General features: G+C 64.7%; 15 protein-coding genes. 9 read left to right on the top strand and 6 right to left on the bottom strand.

Annotated elements, in window-relative coordinates:
• The first annotated feature begins 128 nt into the window (after positions 1–128).
• The 5 genes from DW352_RS16905 to DW352_RS16925 all read left to right on the top strand — a co-directional run bounded on the left by DW352_RS16905 (position 129) and on the right by DW352_RS16925 (position 7,402).
• Positions 129–1,379, top strand: coding sequence for an aspartate kinase (locus DW352_RS16905; protein WP_115692433.1), 1,251 nt, complete (start codon positions 129–131; stop codon positions 1,377–1,379).
• A gap of 351 nt (positions 1,380–1,730) precedes the next feature.
• On the top strand, positions 1,731–3,998 hold the full coding sequence (ptsP, locus tag DW352_RS16910) for a phosphoenolpyruvate--protein phosphotransferase (RefSeq protein WP_115692434.1): 2,268 nt from the start codon (positions 1,731–1,733) through the stop codon (positions 3,996–3,998).
• Positions 3,999–4,151: 153 nt separating this feature from the next.
• Entirely contained in the window at positions 4,152–5,234 is a 1,083-nt protein-coding gene (prfA, locus tag DW352_RS16915; RefSeq protein WP_210210007.1) for a peptide chain release factor 1, read from the top strand.
• Positions 5,235–5,297: 63 nt separating this feature from the next.
• Positions 5,298–6,188, top strand: a complete 891-nt coding sequence (gene prmC, locus DW352_RS16920; RefSeq protein WP_115692435.1) for a peptide chain release factor N(5)-glutamine methyltransferase — start codon at positions 5,298–5,300, stop codon at positions 6,186–6,188.
• Positions 6,189–6,691: 503 nt separating this feature from the next.
• Positions 6,692–7,402 carry a DUF4167 domain-containing protein gene (locus DW352_RS16925; protein WP_115692436.1) on the top strand — a complete coding sequence of 237 codons (711 nt, stop codon included), beginning with the start codon at positions 6,692–6,694 and terminating at the stop codon, positions 7,400–7,402.
• 163 nt (positions 7,403–7,565) lie between these two features.
• Here the strand turns inward: DW352_RS16925 and DW352_RS16930 are convergent, their stop codons facing one another.
• A complete protein-coding gene (locus DW352_RS16930; RefSeq protein ID WP_115692437.1) occupies positions 7,566–8,327 on the bottom strand; it encodes a class I SAM-dependent methyltransferase in 762 nt (253 codons plus the stop codon).
• A 121-nt stretch (positions 8,328–8,448) separates the two neighbouring features.
• Here DW352_RS16930 and gloB point away from each other — a divergent pair, with 121 nt between their 5' ends.
• Both gloB and DW352_RS16940 read left to right on the top strand, forming a co-directional pair.
• A complete protein-coding gene (gene gloB / locus DW352_RS16935) occupies positions 8,449–9,216 on the top strand; it encodes a hydroxyacylglutathione hydrolase (protein WP_115692438.1) in 768 nt (255 codons plus the stop codon).
• Positions 9,217–9,347: 131 nt separating this feature from the next.
• Positions 9,348–9,782 carry a cupin domain-containing protein gene (locus DW352_RS16940; RefSeq protein ID WP_245434153.1) on the top strand — a complete coding sequence of 145 codons (435 nt, stop codon included), beginning with the start codon at positions 9,348–9,350 and terminating at the stop codon, positions 9,780–9,782.
• On the opposite strand, the gene yddG is transcribed toward DW352_RS16940, so the two are convergent.
• The 3 genes from yddG to DW352_RS16955 form a co-directional block, all read right to left on the bottom strand.
• A complete protein-coding gene (gene yddG, locus DW352_RS16945) occupies positions 9,779–10,648 on the bottom strand; it encodes an aromatic amino acid exporter YddG (protein WP_115692440.1) in 870 nt (289 codons plus the stop codon). The two genes, DW352_RS16940 and yddG, sit on opposite strands and share 4 nt — an antisense overlap.
• A gap of 85 nt (positions 10,649–10,733) precedes the next feature.
• Positions 10,734–11,459 carry a beta-ketoacyl-ACP reductase gene (gene phbB / locus DW352_RS16950; RefSeq protein ID WP_115692441.1) on the bottom strand — a complete coding sequence of 242 codons (726 nt, stop codon included), beginning with the start codon at positions 11,457–11,459 and terminating at the stop codon, positions 10,734–10,736.
• A 244-nt stretch (positions 11,460–11,703) separates the two neighbouring features.
• Positions 11,704–12,879: an acetyl-CoA C-acetyltransferase gene (locus DW352_RS16955; RefSeq protein ID WP_115692442.1), complete on the bottom strand. Its 1,176-nt coding sequence runs from the start codon at positions 12,877–12,879 to the stop codon at positions 11,704–11,706.
• Between the two features lie 250 nt (positions 12,880–13,129).
• On the opposite strand from DW352_RS16955, the gene phaR reads away from it, so the two are divergent.
• On the top strand, positions 13,130–13,705 hold the full coding sequence (gene phaR / locus DW352_RS16960; protein ID WP_115692443.1) for a polyhydroxyalkanoate synthesis repressor PhaR: 576 nt from the start codon (positions 13,130–13,132) through the stop codon (positions 13,703–13,705).
• Between the two features lie 163 nt (positions 13,706–13,868).
• Here phaR and DW352_RS16965 read toward each other — a convergent pair whose 3' ends face one another.
• Positions 13,869–15,566, bottom strand: a complete 1,698-nt coding sequence (locus tag DW352_RS16965; protein ID WP_245434154.1) for an EAL domain-containing protein — start codon at positions 15,564–15,566, stop codon at positions 13,869–13,871.
• 175 nt (positions 15,567–15,741) lie between these two features.
• Between DW352_RS16965 and DW352_RS16970 the strand changes: the two genes are divergently transcribed.
• The gene (locus DW352_RS16970) at positions 15,742–16,050 is read left to right on the top strand and encodes a hypothetical protein (protein WP_115692444.1); all 309 of its coding nucleotides are present in this window, start codon (positions 15,742–15,744) and stop codon (positions 16,048–16,050) included.
• Positions 16,051–16,083: 33 nt separating this feature from the next.
• On the opposite strand, the gene DW352_RS16975 is transcribed toward DW352_RS16970, so the two are convergent.
• Positions 16,084–17,907: a M23 family metallopeptidase gene (locus tag DW352_RS16975; protein ID WP_115692445.1), complete on the bottom strand. Its 1,824-nt coding sequence runs from the start codon at positions 17,905–17,907 to the stop codon at positions 16,084–16,086.
• Between the last annotated feature and the right edge of the window lie 280 nt (positions 17,908–18,187).

Raw genomic sequence — 18,187 nt, forward strand, 5'->3', positions numbered from 1 at the left:
CCCCCTTCGAGCGGGGGCGGCGGGCGCATGTTGCAGCGCCGTGACGGCATCGCTATGAATACGCACCTTTTCGGGCCGGCGCCTCGGGAAAAACCCTGCGCCGGCCGCTTGTTACGTCCGGGAACGCTATGCCTCGCCTGGTAATGAAATTTGGCGGCACGTCCGTCGCCGACCTCGACCGCATCCGCAACGTGGCGCGCCACGTCAAACGCGAGGTCGACGCCGGCTACGATGTCGCCGTGATCGTCTCGGCAATGTCGGGCGTGACCAACCAGCTCGTCGCCTGGTGCAAGGATGCAGCTCCCTTGCACGACGCGCGCGAATACGATGCCGTGGTCGCGACCGGCGAGCAGGTCACTGCGGGCCTCCTGTCGATCGTGCTGGAAGGCATGGGCGTCAATGCGCGCTCCTGGCAGGGCTGGCAGTTGCCGATCCTCACCAGCAACGCGCACGGCTCCGCCCGCATTCTGGACGTCAACGGCGCCGAACTGATCAAGCGCTTCGCCGACCAGAAGCAGGTCGCGGTCATTGCCGGTTTCCAGGGCCTGCACAAGGAGACCGGCCGTATCACCACGCTCGGCCGCGGCGGCTCGGACACCTCGGCCGTGGCGGTCGCGGCGGCGATCGGCGCCGAGCGTTGCGACATCTACACCGACGTTGACGGCGTTTACACCACCGATCCGCGCGTGGCGCCGAAGGCGCGCCGGCTCGACAAGATCGCCTTCGAAGAAATGCTGGAGATGGCCTCGCTCGGGGCCAAGGTGATGCAGGTCCGCTCCATCGAGCTCGGCATGCTGCACAAGGTGCGCATTTTCGTGCGCTCCAGCTTCGTGAAGCCTGAAGACATCGACCCGAAGCTGCCGCCTCCGGGGACGCTCATTTGCGACGAGAGTGAAATCATGGAACAGCAGACCGTCACCGGCATCGCCTTCTCCAAGGACGAAGCGCAGATCTCGATGCGTCGCGTGCAGGACAAGCCCGGCGTCGCCGCGGCCATCTTCGGCCCCCTCGCCGATGCCAACATCAACGTCGACATGATCGTGCAGAACGTCTCGGCCGACGGCGCCACCACCGACCTCACCTTCACCGTGCCGTCCGCCGACTACGAACGCGCCCGCGTGACGCTGGAGAAGGCCAAGGACGCCATCGGCTTCGACCGCATGGACGGGGCGACCGACGTCGCCAAGGTGTCGGTGATCGGCATCGGCATGCGCAGCCACGCCGGCGTCGCGGCGATGGCCTTCAAGGCCCTGTCCGAGCAGAAGATCAACATCCTTGCGATCACCACCTCGGAGATCAAATTCTCGGTGCTGATCAAGGCGTCGCAGACCGATCAAGCGGTGCGCACGCTGCACACGCTCTACGGGCTGGATAAGTAGCCTTCTTAAGCCGTTCCGGCGACGAAGCCGCCGCCCCCGGGTCCTAAAAGGCCTGGCACCCATGGCGGGCTGCTGACGTAGGGCGACGCCCAGGCGCGCCGGATCGCTGAGGGACCGCCACAAAGGCATACCAGCATGAGCCCAGCGAGGCGCGGCGGCGCATCCCTGGTTCCGAATCGTTGCCGCCTTGCCATAAGCTCGGCAAATCCGCTGGCTTGCCCCTTGCATAAGCATTTGGCATAGCCTGATTTATGGGCGATATCAGGACGCTAGTCTCGACGGTCGTTCTTCGTACATGATTGGGACATAGAGGGCTTTTGGGCCGTTCGCGGCCCCACCGGGACCTGACGAATGCGTGGCGCGCTCGGCGGTCCGCGCGTGCTCTTGCGCCGGCTTCGCGAGGTTATGGCGGAGCCGGTCAGCGCGCAGGATCGCCTCGACAAAGTGGTGGTGTTGATCGCCGCCAACATGGTGGCGGAGGTCTGCTCTGTCTACGTTTTGCGCGTAGACGGAACGCTCGAGCTATACGCGACCGAAGGCCTGAAGCGCGAAGCCGTCCACCAGACCGTGCTGCGCACCCATGAAGGCCTCGTCGGCCTAGTCGCCAGCGAAGCGAACCCGATCAACCTGTCGGACGCCCAGGCGCACCCGGCCTTCTCCTACCGGCCGGAGACGGGCGAAGAAATCTACCACTCCTTCCTCGGCGTGCCGATCCTACGGGCCGGCAACACCCTCGGTGTGCTGGTGGTGCAGAACCGCGCCCGCCGTACCTACACCGAGGAAGAGGAAGAAGCGCTCCAGACCACCGCGATGGTGCTCGCCGAGATGATTGCGTCGGGCGAGTTGTCCTCGCTCGCCCGTCCCGGCGCCGAGCCCGCCGCGCGCCATGCGATGCAGGTCTCGGGCACCTCGCTCGCCGATGGCATCGCGCTCGGCCATGTGGTGCTGCACGAGCCCCGCGTGGTCATCACCAACGTCATCGCCGACGACGTGCAGCGCGAGCTCAAGCGCCTCGACGCGGCCATCGCCACCCTGCGCGCCGATCTCGACCGCCTGGTCGAGCACCGTGATCTCGCCGACGGCGGCGAGCACCGCGACGTGCTCGAGACCTACCGCATGTTCTCCTACGATCAGGGGTGGCTGCATCGCATCCGCGAAGCGGTCGGCACCGGTCTCACGGCCGAGGCGGGTGTCGAGCGCGTGCAGTCCGACACCCGCGCACGCATGTTGCGCGCCTCCGATCCCTATCTGCGCGAGCGCCTGCACGACCTCGACGATCTCGCGAACCGGCTGATGCGCGTGCTCATGGGCCAGGACCATGCGCCCCGGCGCGATCAGATGCCCGAGAATGCCATCGTCGTCGCCCGTTCGATGGGGCCGGCCGCGCTGCTCGATTACGATCGCAAGCGGCTGCGCGGCTTGGTGCTGGAAGAAGGCGGACCGACGTCGCACGTGTCGATCGTCGCGCGGGCGCTCGGCATTCCGACAGTCGGCGAGATCGAGAACGCGACCGGGCTCGTCGAGGCCGGCGATGCCATCATCGTCGACGGCTCGACGGGCGACGTGCACATGCGGCCGCCATCCGACATCGAGGCGGCTTACGGCGAACGCGTGAAGCTTCGCGCCCGGCGGCAGGCGCAATATCGGGCATTGCGCGACCGGCCCTGCGTCACCAAGGACGGCTGTGCCGTTGCCTTGATGATCAATGCCGGCCTCACCATCGACCTGCCGCACATCGAGGAGACCGGCGCCGCCGGTGTGGGCCTCTTCCGCACCGAGCTGCAGTTCATGGTCGCAGACGCACTGCCGCGTACCAACGAGCAATACTCGCTCTATCGCGCCGTGCTCGACGCCGCCGGCAAGAAGCCGGTGACTTTCCGCACACTCGACATCGGCGGCGACAAGGTGTTGCCCTATATGCGCAACATCGACGAGGAGAATCCGGCGCTCGGCTGGCGCGCCATCCGCCTTGGATTGGACCGGCCCGGCCTGCTGCGCAGCCAGGTCCGCGCGCTGCTGCGCGCCGCCGGCGGTCGCGAATTGCGGCTGATGTTTCCGATGGTGGCCGTGGTCGAGGAGTTCGACAAGGCCAAGGAATTGGTCGAATTGGAGCTCACGCATCTGCGCCGGCATGGCCACATGCTGCCGGAGCGTGTCCATGTCGGCACCATGCTGGAAGTGCCGTCGCTGCTCTTCCAGCTCGACGAGCTGCTCGAGCGCGTCGACTTTCTCTCGGTCGGCTCCAACGACCTGATGCAGTTCCTCTACGCTGCCGACCGCGGCAACACGCGCGTGTCCGACCGTTTCGATCCGCTGTCGACGCCGGTTCTCCGTGCGTTGAAGGACGTGATCGACAAGGCCAAAAAGCACAACAAGCCCGTCGCTTTGTGCGGCGAACTCGCCTCGCAACCGATCGGCGCGCTGGCGCTTGCCATTCTCGGTTTCAGGCAGATGTCGCTGTCGCCGTCCGCCGTCGGCCCGGTGAAGGCGATGTTGCTTGAGCTCGACTGCCGGAAGGGCGAAAAGGAAATCCTGCCGCTTCTCGAACAGCCGATCGGCAGCGTCTCGATCCGCCACAAGCTCGAAAGCTTCGCGGCGGCGGAAGGATTGCAGTTATAGCTACGCACTGAAGGCGTCATGGCCGGGCAAAGCCCGTCGAAGACGGGCGAAAACGCCCTTGGGTCCCGGCCATTCACGTCCTTTGAGCTGAAACAAGGAAAGACGCGGATGCCCGGCACAAGGCCGGGCATGACGGTCGATAGGAAATTCACTTTGGCTTCCCTGCCGGAACATCGTCTCGACGCCCTACTCTCCCGCCACGCGATGCTGGAGCGTGAGCTGGCGACGAACCTGTCGCCCGACGACTACGTCAAGTCGTCGCGCGAATTCTCCGAGCTCGGCCCCGTGGTCAGCGCCATCAAAGCTTATCGCGCCACCACCGCCGAGATTGCCGACCTCGATGCGATGATGAACGACTCCTCGGTCGACGCCGAAATGCGCAACATGGCGGCAGCCGAGAAGCCGGCGCTGCAAGAAAAGCGCGAGAAGCTCGAGCACGACATTCGCATCGCGCTGCTGCCCAAGGACGCGATGGACGACCACTCGGCGATCCTGGAAATCCGCGCCGGCACCGGCGGCGACGAGGCGGCTTTGTTCGCGGGCGATCTCTTCCGCATGTATGAGCGCTATGCCGCCAAGCAGGGCTGGAAGACCGAAATCATGTCGATGAGCGAGGGCACCAAAGGCGGTTTCAAGGAAATCGTCGCTTCGGTGCAGGGCCGCGGCGTGTTCGCCAAGCTGAAGTTCGAATCGGGCGTGCACCGTGTGCAGCGTGTGCCGGACACCGAGGCCTCTGGCCGCGTCCATACGTCGGCTGCCACCGTAGCGGTGCTGCCCGAGGTTGAGGATGTCGATATCGACATCGACGAGAAGGATCTGAAGATCGATACCATGCGCGCGCAAGGGGCCGGCGGCCAGCACGTCAACAAGACCGAGTCGGCGATCCGCATCACGCATATTCCGAGCGGCATCGTGGTCTACGTGCAGGAAGAGCGCTCGCAACACAAGAATAAGGCGCGCGCCATGACGATGCTGCGTGCCAGGCTCTACGACCAGGAGCGCACCAAGCTCGACAGCGCGCGCGCTGCCGAGCGCCGTGGACAGATCGGCTCGGGCGATCGCTCGGAACGCATCCGCACCTACAACTTCCCGCAGGGCCGCGTCACCGATCACCGCATCAATCTAACGCTCTACAAGCTGCCGCAGGTGATGGAGGGGGAAGCACTGGGCGAGCTGATCGATGCGCTGGTGACCGAACACCAGGCGGAATTGCTGGCGGCCGAAGGTGCCGCGTGATGTAGTGGCGGGTCGTTCCGCGACGGTGCAATGGCACGCGCGGCGGAATGGCGGAGCAAACCCATGCGGATCATCCCCGGCCTGAAAGACGGCGCCTCGATCGAGGAAGCCGTCCGTCTTGTAGCGCAGATGTTCAAGCTCGCCGGCATTGACGAAGCCCTCGTCGATGCACGCGCGCTGATCGGCTATGCGCTCAAGCTCAGCCGCGCGCAATTGCTCTCCCACGCCGACCGCATTCTCGAAGCGCGCGAAATCAACGCGATCTCGGCGTTGGCCGCGCGACGATTGAAGCATGAGCCCGTGTCGCGCATTCTCGGGCATCGCGAGTTCTGGGACCTTGAGATCTATGTGAGTCCCGATGTGCTGGTGCCGCGTCCGGAAACCGAAACTGTGGTGGAGGCCGCACTCGACATCGTGCTTCGCAGCGGCATGCGGCTGGAAAAACTGCGTATCCTCGACATCGGCACGGGCTCCGGCGCGCTCCTGCTGGCATTACTGCAAGAGCTCCCGAACGCCGTCGGCATCGGCAGCGACGTCAGCGAAGCGGCGATCGCCGTTGCGCGCGGCAATGCCGAACGCAACGACTTGGCGCGCCGCGTCCATTTTGTCGTCTGCAACATCGCCGATGGCCTGGCGGGGCCATTCGAACTCGTCGTCTCCAACCCGCCGTACATCCCGCATGGAGAGATCGCGACGCTGATGCCCGAGGTGCGCGACTATGATCCGAACCTGGCGCTTGATGGCGGCACCGACGGACTTGATGCCTATCGCGCCATCGCGCGTGACGCGCCGCGCATTCTGGCACCGCGAAGCCATTTGATCGTCGAGCTCGGTATGGGACAAGAATCAGCCGTCGCCGCCCTTTTCCAGCAATCGGGGTTAACGGTGTCGCCCGCGCGCGCCGACCTTGCGGGAATCCCGCGCGCTTTGGTTGGCCAAAAGACCATTCCATGAAGCCGTCATGACGCCTGAGCATTGTCGCTCTGCCGAAATGCAGGGCTCGGGACCGGCGAAAAAACCACTTGGATTATGCCCCAGGAACGACTAGCTTCCGGTCACGGAATCGACCCGTTGGGTTGCATCGCCTGAAACCCGGAGCTGCTAAAGCTCTGCGAGGCGGCGGCGCGAGGCGGAAGACGAAAACGCCGACTTAAGCGAAAGACGGCAACGAAAACCGCCAGCAATGGGTCTGGACGCTTCACCGGTTGGGCGCATCACCATTCTGAACAGAGAGCGATGCGCGTAACGAGAGATTGGCAACGCCGCGGAAGAACTGCGGCTATGGGGTTGCTGCGGTCAAAGCGATATCGGTAACGCAAAAGAATCGCCAATGGCGCGGACACGATGCAGGTCCGCCTGCGCCATGACATTACGTTACGTTTGGACTTGCGGTTTGAATGACGGGCATTCGGCGGTGAACGCCGCGACAGACTGAAAGGTCGGCGAACAGGGACATCATGAGAAACGGTCAGAAGCGCATGCGGGGTCGCAACAACGGCGGCGGCCACCGTAAGAGCCAGAATCCTTTGACGCGCGTCTACGAGTCGAACGGGCCCGACGTTAAAATCCGCGGTACAGCCTCTCACATCGCTGAAAAATACATTCAGCTTGCGCGCGACGCGCAGAGCTCCGGTGACCCCGTCGCGGCCGAGAATTATTATCAGCACGCCGAACATTATTTCCGCCTGATCGCCGCCGCGCAGGAGCAGTTCAGGCAGCAGAATCCGTACTACGCGCAACAGCAACAGCCGGGCACGCCGCAAGGCGCCGCTGACGATTTCGACGGCGACGATGAAGACGGCGGTCAGCCGACCTTCATGGGGCAGAACGAGCCGAGCTACGCGCCGCAGCCACAGCCCTACTTGCCGCGCGATGCGCAGCCTTTCCCGCCGCGCGATCAGCAGCAGCACGCACGTCCCCAGCAACAGCCGCAGCAGCAGCCTTATCCGCAGCCTGCCGAAGGCGATGCGACCGGCCTGCCGGCTTTCATCACTGGCGGCGGTCAGCCACAGCCGGTCAACGGTACCAACGGCCATGAGCAGGGCGCGGGCGAACGTGGCGAACGCTTCGGCCATCGGCGGCGCCGGCGTCACCGCAGCGGCTTCCGCGGCGAGCGGCAGGACTTCGCCGGTCAGGGCGAAGGCGCCGAGTCGAACCAGCCGGAGTAGTTGGCTCTCCAATTCCGACGGACGGAATCGCAGCAGTCCGCTCGTCCCCGCGCAAGCGGGGACCCAGCGCTGGATTCCCGCTTTCGCGGGAATGAACGGAGACCCGGCAAGGCCGTCACGGCCGATCGTCCTTCGCGGCTCGCGTGTTGCGCACGCTCGCACCTCAGGATGACGGATCAAGATTCGTTCTTGCCGTCGCGCCCGGCGATGGCGCCAAGGCCGGCTCAAGCGCCGGCACCAGACGTCGTTTAGCGCGGCGCGCAGGGATGGCGCGGTAGACCTGCTTCACAGCTTCGACGAGATGCACGCCGGCGAACGGCGCCGATAAGGTCGCACCGGTGCGTTCCCAGGCCCCTGCCGAACGCAAAAACCACCCGCGGCCGATCGGCGGCACATACAGCGCTTCGTCCCATCCGGTCGGCGTGAACCAAGTCTCTCGCAAAAGCTGATTGATCTGCGGCCGCGAATAAGGCCGACCGTGACCGAACGGCGTCGTATCCATTCGCGCCCACAACCCGCGGCGATTTGGCACGACGACCAGGAGCCGCCCACCTGACGCCAGTACGCGCCAGACCTCGCGCAACAGTGCGGCTGGATCGTTCGTCATTTCCAGCGCGTGCACCAGCAGCACGCGGTCGACCGCGGCGTCGGTCAGCGGCAGTTCGTTCTCGTCGACGAGAGCCGAGAGCGCGGGCCGCGTCGTCGGCCACTTCAGCACGCCCTGCGCCGCAGGCATGAAGGCGAGACAGCGCTCCGCCTCCTCGCGGAACAGGCCGAGATAGGGCGTTGCATAACCGATACCGACAACGCGCTGGCCGGCCGTATCCCGCCACTGCGTGCGGATGGCACGGCTGACGAAACGGCGCGCCACCACACCGAGGCGCTGACCGTAGAAATTGCGCAGGTCCACGACGTCGATCGACATGGGTTCAAATTATCACGAATCGGGGCGGCAAAATGCTAACCGGCGGGAACGCGCGGACGTGCATCTGTCTTGATCCGCGTGGTACGGTTGATGCTCTTTGCGACAAGACGAGGACGCTCCCATGCCCGCAGAAACCCGCCTTTTCATGTGCCGGTCCGACAATTTCGGGGTGCTGCTGCATGATCCCGCGACCGGTGCGACCGCGGCGATCGATGCGCCCGAAGCGGCGCCGATCGAGAAGGCCCTGGCCGAGACCGGCTGGAAGCTGACGGACATCCTGGTCACGCACCATCACGCCGACCACACCGACGGCATCGAGGAATTGAAGGCAAAGTATAAGTGCCGCGTGGTCGCGCCCGCGGGCGAAGCCGCCAAGATCCCGGCGGTCGACGAGACCGTGCGCGAAGGCGACACCGTGAAAGTCGGCTCGCTGTCCGCCAATGTGCTGGAGACGCCGGGCCATACGCTCGGCCACATCGCCTATTGGTTCCATGGCGACAATCTGGTCTTCGTCGGCGATACCTTGTTCTCCATCGGCTGCGGCCGCGTCATCGAGGGCACGCCGGCGCAGATGTGGGACTCGCTGAAGAAGCTGCGCGATCTGCCCGACAGCACCGCGATCTATTGCGGCCACGAATACACGCTGTCGAACATCCAATTCGCGCGCACTATCGAGCCCAACAACAGAGATTTGGCAGCCCGCGAAGCGCAGGCCAAGCAGCAGGTCGATGCCGGCAAGCCGACGATCCCGACCACCATCGGCGACGAGAAGCGCGAGAATTGCTTTCTGCGCGCCGACATCGCGGAGGTCGCATCGGGCATTGGAATGGCAGGCAAAGCGCCGGTCGACGTGTTCACTGAGATCCGCGCAAGAAAGAATAAGTTTTGATCTCTGACATTCCGGGACGCGGCCTTTAAGCCGCGAGCCCGGAATCCATAATCCGAAGCGCTGCGGCGTATGGATTCCGGGCCCGCTCGCTTCACTCGCGTCCCGGAATGACGACAACGCGATATCCGCACATGTCCAAACCCTACCCCACCGCCGCGGAGATGATCCGCAAGCTCGACCTCAAACCGCATCCGGAAGGCGGCCATTATCGCGAGACCTTCCGCGATACGCACCAGATCAACGGTCGCGCGGCGTCGACCGCGATCCTGTTTCTGCTTGCGCGCGGCGAGCGCTCGCATTGGCATCGCATCGACGCGGTGGAGATCTGGCATTATTACGCCGGCGCGCCGCTCAGGCTGTCGGTGGTCGATGGCGTCAAAGAAGCAATTCTGCAACTCGGCCCCGACGTGCATAACGACGAAGTGCCGCAGGTGACGGTACCGGCGCGTGCCTGGCAGGCGGCGGAGAGTCTGGGCGATTGGACCCTGGTCGGTTGCACGGTAGCGCCGGGCTTCGATTTCGGCGCTTTCGAACTGGCGCCGAAAGACTGGACGCCGCGCCGCTAAGCCGGCTTCCTGCGCAGCATGTCTTGCGACGCCCACAGGCCGCCGACGGCAATGAGAATAGCGGCGAGCCCCAGCGTGGTGCTGGCTTCGGCATAGCCGGCGAGCACCAGGAAGACCGTCGACAGAATCGGCGCCGCGTAGGACGTAACGCCGAGGAGGCGAATGTCGCCGCGCTTCACGCCGACGTCCCAAGCGTAGAATGCGATACCGACCGGCCCGACGCCGAGCGCGAGCACGGCCATCCATTGCGTCCCATTCTCCGGCCACACCGTGGTTTCGAGCGCGAGATGGCACAGCGCCGCGAGGCAGGCGGTGGCCAGACAGAAACCGGCGACGGCGGCCGTCGGCGTCGCGGCGAAGCGGCGCGACAACACCGAATAGCCCGACCAGACGAAGGCGGCGCAGAAAGCCGCACTGTAGCCCGGCAGGTAAGCGAGCGCCGGTGCGAGGCCCTTACCGAGGAATAGGATCACCGTACCGGCAAGGCCGAGCAGCGCGCCGATCACCGAATGCAGATGCAGCCGCTCGCCCGGCAGCAGCCCCGAGAACAGCACGATCAACAGCGGCCAGAAATAATTCAAAAGTCCCGCCTCGGCGGGCGGCGCCAGCCGGAGCGCGATGAAGTAAAGCGCGTGATAGCCGAACAGCCCGCCGACGCCGAGCGCCCACACCACCGGCCGCTGCCGCAGCGCCCTCCACGCGCCCGTGCGCGCGACCCAGGCCGCACCGATGGCGCCGCCGACCGCAAAGGTCATCGCCGCGAGCTGGAACGGCGGCACGCGGCCGGACGCGACCGTCAGCACGGCCAGCAGCGACCACATCAGAATGGCGGAAAAGCCGATGATGGTGGCGCGAGCGGAGGACATCCGAAAAGCCCAAACGGGGCCCTTCGCTTACGCGAACCGCACGCATGCGACAATGCGGCCCTTCGCACCGGCCGCCGTGCCGACCCTAGGCGATATATTGCCCGCCGTTGGCGGTGAGCGTCGAACCGGTGATGAAGCTGGCGTCATCCGCAGCCAGGAACACGACGACGCGCGCGATCTCTTCGGGCTCACCCAACCGACCGACCGGGATCAGCGGCAGCACCGACTTCTCCAGGACGTCCTTCGGCACGGCCTGCACCATCTCGGTATTGATGTAGCCGGGGCAGATTGCATTCACAGTGATACCGGCGCGGGCGCCTTCCTGGGCCAAAGCCTTGGTGAAACCGAGATCGCCCGCCTTCGACGCCGAATAGTTCACCTGACCCATCTGGCCCTTCTGGCCGTTGATGGAGGAGATGTTGATCACGCGGCCGAACTTGCGCGTGCGCATCCCTTCCCACACCGGCCGCGTCATGTTGAACAGCGAGCCGAGATTGGTGTTGATCACCTGCTGCCACTGCTCCAGCGTCATGCGATGGAACATGGCGTCGCGGGTGATGCCGGCGTTGTTGACCAACACCTCGACCGGGCCCAGCTCCGCTTCCACCTTTTTGATGCCATCGCAGCAGGCCTCGAAGGACGACACGTCCCACTTGAAGACGGGGACGCCGCTCTCCGCTTTGAATTTCTGCGCCGCCTCGTCGTTGCCGGCGTAATTGGCAGCCACCTTGTAACCGGCCGCTTTGAGCGCCTTGCAAATGGACGCCCCGATACCCCGCGTCCCGCCTGTGACCAATGCAACGCGCGCCATGACCTGATTCCCCTCTCAGGATGTCATCCGCCCAGCCTTGTGCCGAGCTGTCCCACATCGCGAACAGCTTAAAGACGTACATGCCCGGCACAAGGCCGGGCATGATTAAGATCAATAGACGCTCAGAGGTGTTGCGTCCGTGTGACTTTTCGGCGCTCACACGGCGCCCGAGACGCATCGTCCCCGGCTGGGCATTCACGTTCCGTTACGGCCCGACGCACCTGCCTTGGCGTGTGGTCGTTCGCTAACGCTCCACACACATGGCAATGCCCATACCGCCGCCGATGCAGAGCGTGGCAAGACCCTTCTTGGCGTTGCGCTTCTGCATTTCGTAAAGCAGCGTCACCAGGACGCGCGCCCCCGAGGCGCCGATCGGGTGACCGATGGCGATGGCGCCGCCGTTGACGTTGACCTTGTCGGTATCCCAGCCGAGGTCCTTGTTCACGGCGCAGGCCTGCGCGGCGAAGGCCTCATTGGCCTCGATCAGATCGAGGTCATCGGTCTTCCAGCCAGCCTTCTTGAGCGCCGCGCGCGAGGCCGGGATCGGGCCAGTGCCCATGATCGCCGGATCGACGCCGGCATGGGCCCAAGACACGATGCGGGCGAGCGGCGTCTTGCCGAGCTTGGCCGCTTCCGAGGCCGTCATCAACACCACCGCCGCGGCGCCGTCGTTGATGCCCGAAGCGTTTGCCGCCGTGACCGTGCCTTCCTTGTCGAAGGCCGGACGCAGCTTGGCGATGGATTCCATCGTTACGCCCGCCTTCGGATACTCGTCGGTATCGACAACGATATCGCCCTTGCGCGACTTGATCGTGACGGGCGTAATCTCGTCCTTGAACTTGCCGGCCTTCATCGCGGCTTCGGCCTTGTTCTGCGACGACACTGCGAACTCGTCCTGCTGCTGGCGCGTGATTTGCCACTGCTTAGCGACGTTCTCGGCGGTATTGCCCATGTGATAGCCGTTGAAGGCGTCCCAAAGACCGTCTTTGATCATGGTATCGACCAGTTCGACCTGGCCCATCTTCACGCCGGCACGCAGGTGCTGCGCATGCGGCGCCATGCTCATCGACTCCTGGCCGCCAGCGACCACGATGTCGCTATCGCCGTTGAGGATGGCCTGATAGCCGAGCGCGACCGCGCGCAGGCCCGAGCCGCAAAGCTGGTTTACGCCCCACGCAGGGCTTTCCACCGGAATGCCGGCCGCGATCGACGCCTGGCGCGCCGGGTTCTGCCCCTGAGCAGCGGTGAGGATCTGCCCCATGATCACTTCGCTGACGCGGTCGCCGGTGACGCCGGCGCGCTCAAGGGCCGATTTGATGGCAATCTTGCCGAGTTCGTGCGCCGGCAGGTTCGCAAATGCCCCATTGAAGGACCCGACCGGCGTACGGGCGGCGCTCACAATGACGATATCGTCTTTCATCCGAAACTCCTCATGCGGTCGGTTGCGGGGCGAAACGGCCTGTTTGGCGGTGCAAAAACTTCAGACCCGGCAGAGACCCCGGTCAACAACGGCAATCCCGGCTGACCCTTCAGAATTGGCGCTTTTCGGGCCCCCGCGCAAGTGATGCCGCGGCGCGGAAATCTATCTTCCGCGACGCCACAAAAAGGCTAGCCCTGCCAATGGGAAGCTGGTTATGCTGACGGTCTGGGCAGGGGAACGTGTGATCCACATGGCAGACGAAAAAGAGCCGGTCACAATCAAGAAATACGCGAACCGGCGGCTCTACAATACCGGTACCAGCACCTACGTCACGCTCGAGGACCTCGCCTCGATGGTCAAGGCCGGCGAGGACTTCATCGTTTACGACGCCAAGTCTGGCGAGGACATCACCCGGACGGTCCTGGCGCAGATCATTTTCGAACAAGAGAACAAGGAAGGGCAGAGCCTGCTGCCGATTACTTTCTTGCGGCAGCTCATCCGCTTCTACGGCGACAGCATGCAGATGCTGGTGCCGCGCTTCCTTGAGCAGTCCATGCAGTCGCTGACGCAGGAACAAGGCAAGTTCCGCGAACAGATGACCCACGCTTTCGGCGGCTTCGGTCCGCTCGAAGATCAGGTGCGTCGGAACATGGAGATGTTCGAGAAGACCTTCGCCATGTTCGCGCCCTTCGCCCGTGGCCAGCGGGCTACGCCGACAGCAACGACGGAAAAGCCGGCTGCGTCATCGACGAACGAGATGGACGACTTGAAGCGCCAACTGGACGAGATGCAGAAGCGCCTCGATAAGCTCGGCGGCAAGGAATAAGCCGCCGGCGCATACCCTATCTGTGTCATCGCCGGGCTTGACCCGGCGATCCATGATGAGTTTCCACACCGGGAGGCGACAAGCGTTTTGCTTGATGAGCGGCCTCATGGATTGCCGGGGCAAGCCCGGCAATGACGGTGGAGAGGCTATGCCCTAACGGGACTTACCCGCACGCGGTATTCGCGCTCGTACGCACCCACGGCCGATCGATGTTCGCCAAACCGATCAGCGCACCCTGCAGATAGTCGCAGCCGAAGCCGGCGAGCACCGCCGCGGCCTGCTCGTCCTGCACCCACTCCGCCACGGTCTTGAGGCCGAGCCGGCGCGTCAGATCGATCAGCGTGTGCACAAACGCACGATCGTCCGCCGACTTCACGATGTTCTGCACGAAGGCGCCGTCGATCTTGACGATGTCGACGCCGAGCTTGCGCAGATTGCGAAATGACGTGTGCCCGGCCCCGAAATCGTCGATGGCGATACGGCAGCCGAGATCCTTCACGCGCGTGACGAAGCCGCGCGCGTCGTCGATGTCCTGGATCGCGGCCGTCTCGGTGATCTCGATGATCAGCCGCTCCGCCACGCCGCTGTTGGTGCGGAGGAGGCCGGCCAGACACGTCCACCAATCGGGATCGACCGTCGAGGCCGGCGAGACGTTGACGCTGGCCTTCAGCACCGGTTCGCTCGCGAGTTCCGCCACGACCAGTTCGAGCACGCGATAGTCGACCATACGGACGAGGCCGACCTGCTCGGCGATCGGGATGATCTCGTTCGCGTGTGCGATGGCGCCATCGGGCCGATAAACCCGCATCAGGCACTCGTAGAAGGCAACTTCCCGGCCCGCTGTCTCGACCACCGGCTCAAATGCCAGCGCGATGCGGCGGTCGTTGAGCGCCGAGACGATCTCGTCGGTTGCCCGCACGCTCTCGCGGCGCATGGCATCGCGCTCGATATTAGGCCTGTAGGCTGCGAACGAACCGTAGCGCTTGGTGCGCGCCCCATGCAGCGCATCGAGCGCACGGCTGACGACCTCCGCGACGCTGCGCGCGTGGCGCGGCGCCGTCACGCCACCGATGGTCACCGTCACCGCGACGGGGCCGGCCGCCGTGACGATCGGCTCGTCGCGCACGCCGGCGAGCAGCCGCTCAGCCGCGACGGCCAATTCATCCGGTGTACAACGCGTGAGGACCGCGCCGAACTTGTTACCCGAGAAGCGGCCGAGATGATCCTTGCCGCGCAGCCGCGCGCGAATGCGCTTGGCGACCTGCGCGATCACCTCTTCGGTGACATCGAAGCCATAGGCCTCGTTCAGACGGCCGAGATGATCGATCGAGATCAGCAGAAAACCGCACGACTCGCGGAAGCGCACGACCTCCTCGACCGTGGCCGCCAAGACTTCGTTGAGGTACGGCCGGTTCAATTCGCCGGTGAGCGGATCGAATTTGGCGAGCTGGGTCAGCCGGCGCTCGGCTTCGTGCCGCTCGTCGATGCGGCGAATGAGCCCATGCGCGTGATGCGGCCGGCCGTCGGGGCCGGCGAACCAGCGGCCCGTGTCCTCGACCCAAATGGCCTCGTCGCCGCACTTGAAGGCGTATTGCACCTGATAGGCGACGCCCTCGCCGCCGTCGCGCTGGCTCGACCGCGCGATGGCGTCGACGCGGCTTTGACCACCTTCGACCGCGACCCGGCGCGCATAAGCAGCACCGGATACGATTTCGGCCGCATCGACGCCAAGCAACGCCGCGGCATTGCCCGTCCAGCTCAGCACATCGGTGTCGAGTTGCCAGTGATAGGCGGCGTCGCCGATCGACCGGAGAATCTCGGCGGCATCGGGACCGCTGGCCGGCAGTTCGAAACGGGTCACGACCGCCCCTTTTTGGAACGTTAGGCCGAAGCCCGACGTTGCTCCTCGTACAAGATTCGGCGGCCAATCTAGGAAGAAACTTTAAACAATCAGGAAAACGCGAAGAAAGCTCTGAATTGTCTAACGTTTCACTGGCGGCACGGCGATTGCGAGGTCAAAGCTAAAGGGGCTGATCATGTCCCGTTTCGACACAGGCAGACTCATGCGGATCAATGCCATAGGCGCAACCTTCGGCCACAGCGACGACAAATCGTCGAAGCAGGCGCCCGCGCCGGCCGATGCGCCGAAGGCCGCGAGCCGTGCGCTTGTTCTGACGGAGCCGGCGCCCACGGCGCAGGATCGGCCAATGGCCTACCGCGACGCGCCCTTCCTCGCCCAGCTGATCGCCACCAAGGCGCAGGTGCCGCAGACCCGCGGCCGCCGCCGCGCGGAGCCGGCGGAAGCGCTGGCGGCCTATCGGGCCGTGGCGAAGCTTGTCGCCTGAGCAGCCCCGCTGAACGCGACCGCAGTTCGTCCGCTAAGGGTGAGAGGTTGCGACCAGCGCACTCGTCTGCACCAGCCGGTCGGTGCGCCGCCGAAGCTTTTCAAACGCGGCCAGCGCGCCGCCGCCAAGAACGCGGCCGGCACGCAGATTGGCCTGCAGAGGATCGGCGTAGTGCCCGTTGACGCGAAGCTCGTAGTAGAGGTGAGGTCCGGTCGATAAGCCGGTCGAGCCGACATAGGCGATAGTCTGTCCGCGATGAATACGGGCTCCGATCTTGAGCCCTTGCGGAACGCCGGAGATATGGGCGTAGGTCGTCTCGTAGCCGAAATCGTGCCGCACGCGGACGTACTTACCGTAGCCCGGCTCCTCGCCAATATATTCCATCACACCATCACCGGCGGCCAATATGGGCGCGCCGTACGGCGCCGCATAGTCGACGCCGTCGTGGAAGCGGCGGTCACGCAAGATCGGATGCACGCGCCAGCCGAAGCCATCGCCGAGGCGACCACTCGCAACCGGCTTCTTCATCAACATGCCGGTCACGGATCGCCCGTTGGAATCGTAGTAATCGGTGTCACCGTCGTCCGGCGAGGTGAAGCGATAATAACGATGGGTGGACCCGTTGTGGGTGAGGGCGGCAAAGGCCAGCACAGGCCTGCCATCGGCGCCAGAGCTGTAGAGCATCTCCGCGGTATCGTCACGCGCGATCGCCACTCCATGTTCGACGTCCTGCGCGCATAGCCGCATGACTTCGTTGACGAGAGAGGGCTCCAGCCGATTGTCGCGCGCCAGCCGGTCGAAGCTTTGGTCTAACTTCAAGGAGTCTCCGGCATCAAGCGCCGGCCTTAGCATTGCGCCGGCCCATGCAAGGTCTGAGTTACCGCTTGGCGTGGCAACAGGCCGCGGTTGGACTTTGACGTAAGTGCCGTCATCGGCGAGCACCGCCACGCGCAAGGGCTTTCCATCGCGCGTCAATTCGACCTGCCTTGGACGCACCTCTCCGTCGACGTCCTCTTCCATCACGGTGATCACTTCACCACCGGCGAAGCTGGCCCGGCCGAACCAGGATGGCGTCAGCACGGCCGCTATGGCTTGAGCATCGTGTGCCGTCACCCCTATTGCCGAGAGCATGCTCTCCAAGGTGTTGCCGCGACGCGCGACAATGACGTGGCGCTCGCCACTCACGGTCTCTTTTGATTTGCCGACCACCGACAAATTGATCGGCACTCCCGGTAACGCAGCAGGCGCAACCACGGCATCCTCATCGGCATAGGCGCTGACATGCGGGTGCCGTACAGACCGCGAGGCGCCGAAACGAATCTCGGGCGGCAGCGACTCGTCTGTTGCGATCGCCGATGCCACGTTTGGATATCTAGCCCCCTGCGCCGGCGCACCCCCGGCGCTCGGAGCCGCATCGTCACGCGGATCCTTCAGGCCTGACGACGGAGCGACAGCCTGCGCGAGGTGCACCATCACGTAGTTGAAGCGCCGCAGGATATGAACATCATCGGCAAGCTGTTCGATGCGCGAGCGCACGATCCCACGCTCGGGCGATGCTCCGGCTAAGCGGTCCGCACGCGGCGCGTCATCGCCGTTGACCGTAGGCCGTGCAAACTCGGGCACGAGCGCAACCGAAAACCCGGCGCCAAGCCAGGTCCATATTGCACCGAGCATCACGGCGGCCGCACCGGCCAGCAGAAGCAGCGACGCCAACCACTTCATATTCACAGGATGGCGTGCGGCATGCGGACCGTTTATGGGGTGGAATTCGGCATCCCCGAAACGCTGCCCATGGCTGAGACCGGGAACGCTGCTATCGCGCGACCGGCGTGGCTGCCTCCGCCACCAGACCATCATGGAAATTGAACCCGCATCGCTGCGGCATCCGGCACATCGCCCGCGGGCGGCGCGGTTTGGGCAAAACGAAGCGTGCACGGCAACGGCGACACGTCGCGGCGCGAATCGACACAGATCTCTTGCACGCTTTACACCGCCGCAACGACGCCCCTGGTTGCCGGCGGCTCCCCGAATGAAGGCAGAAGAAGAGATAACCGTTATAATATAACGTCGACAAGGAGGGCAGAATTGAGGCTAAGCGTCTTGAGATCGCTTGGCGTGACCACAGAGGCCGCGCGCG

The organism is Pseudolabrys taiwanensis (assembly GCF_003367395.1).
Classification (GTDB): Bacteria; Pseudomonadota; Alphaproteobacteria; order Rhizobiales; family Xanthobacteraceae; genus Pseudolabrys; species Pseudolabrys taiwanensis.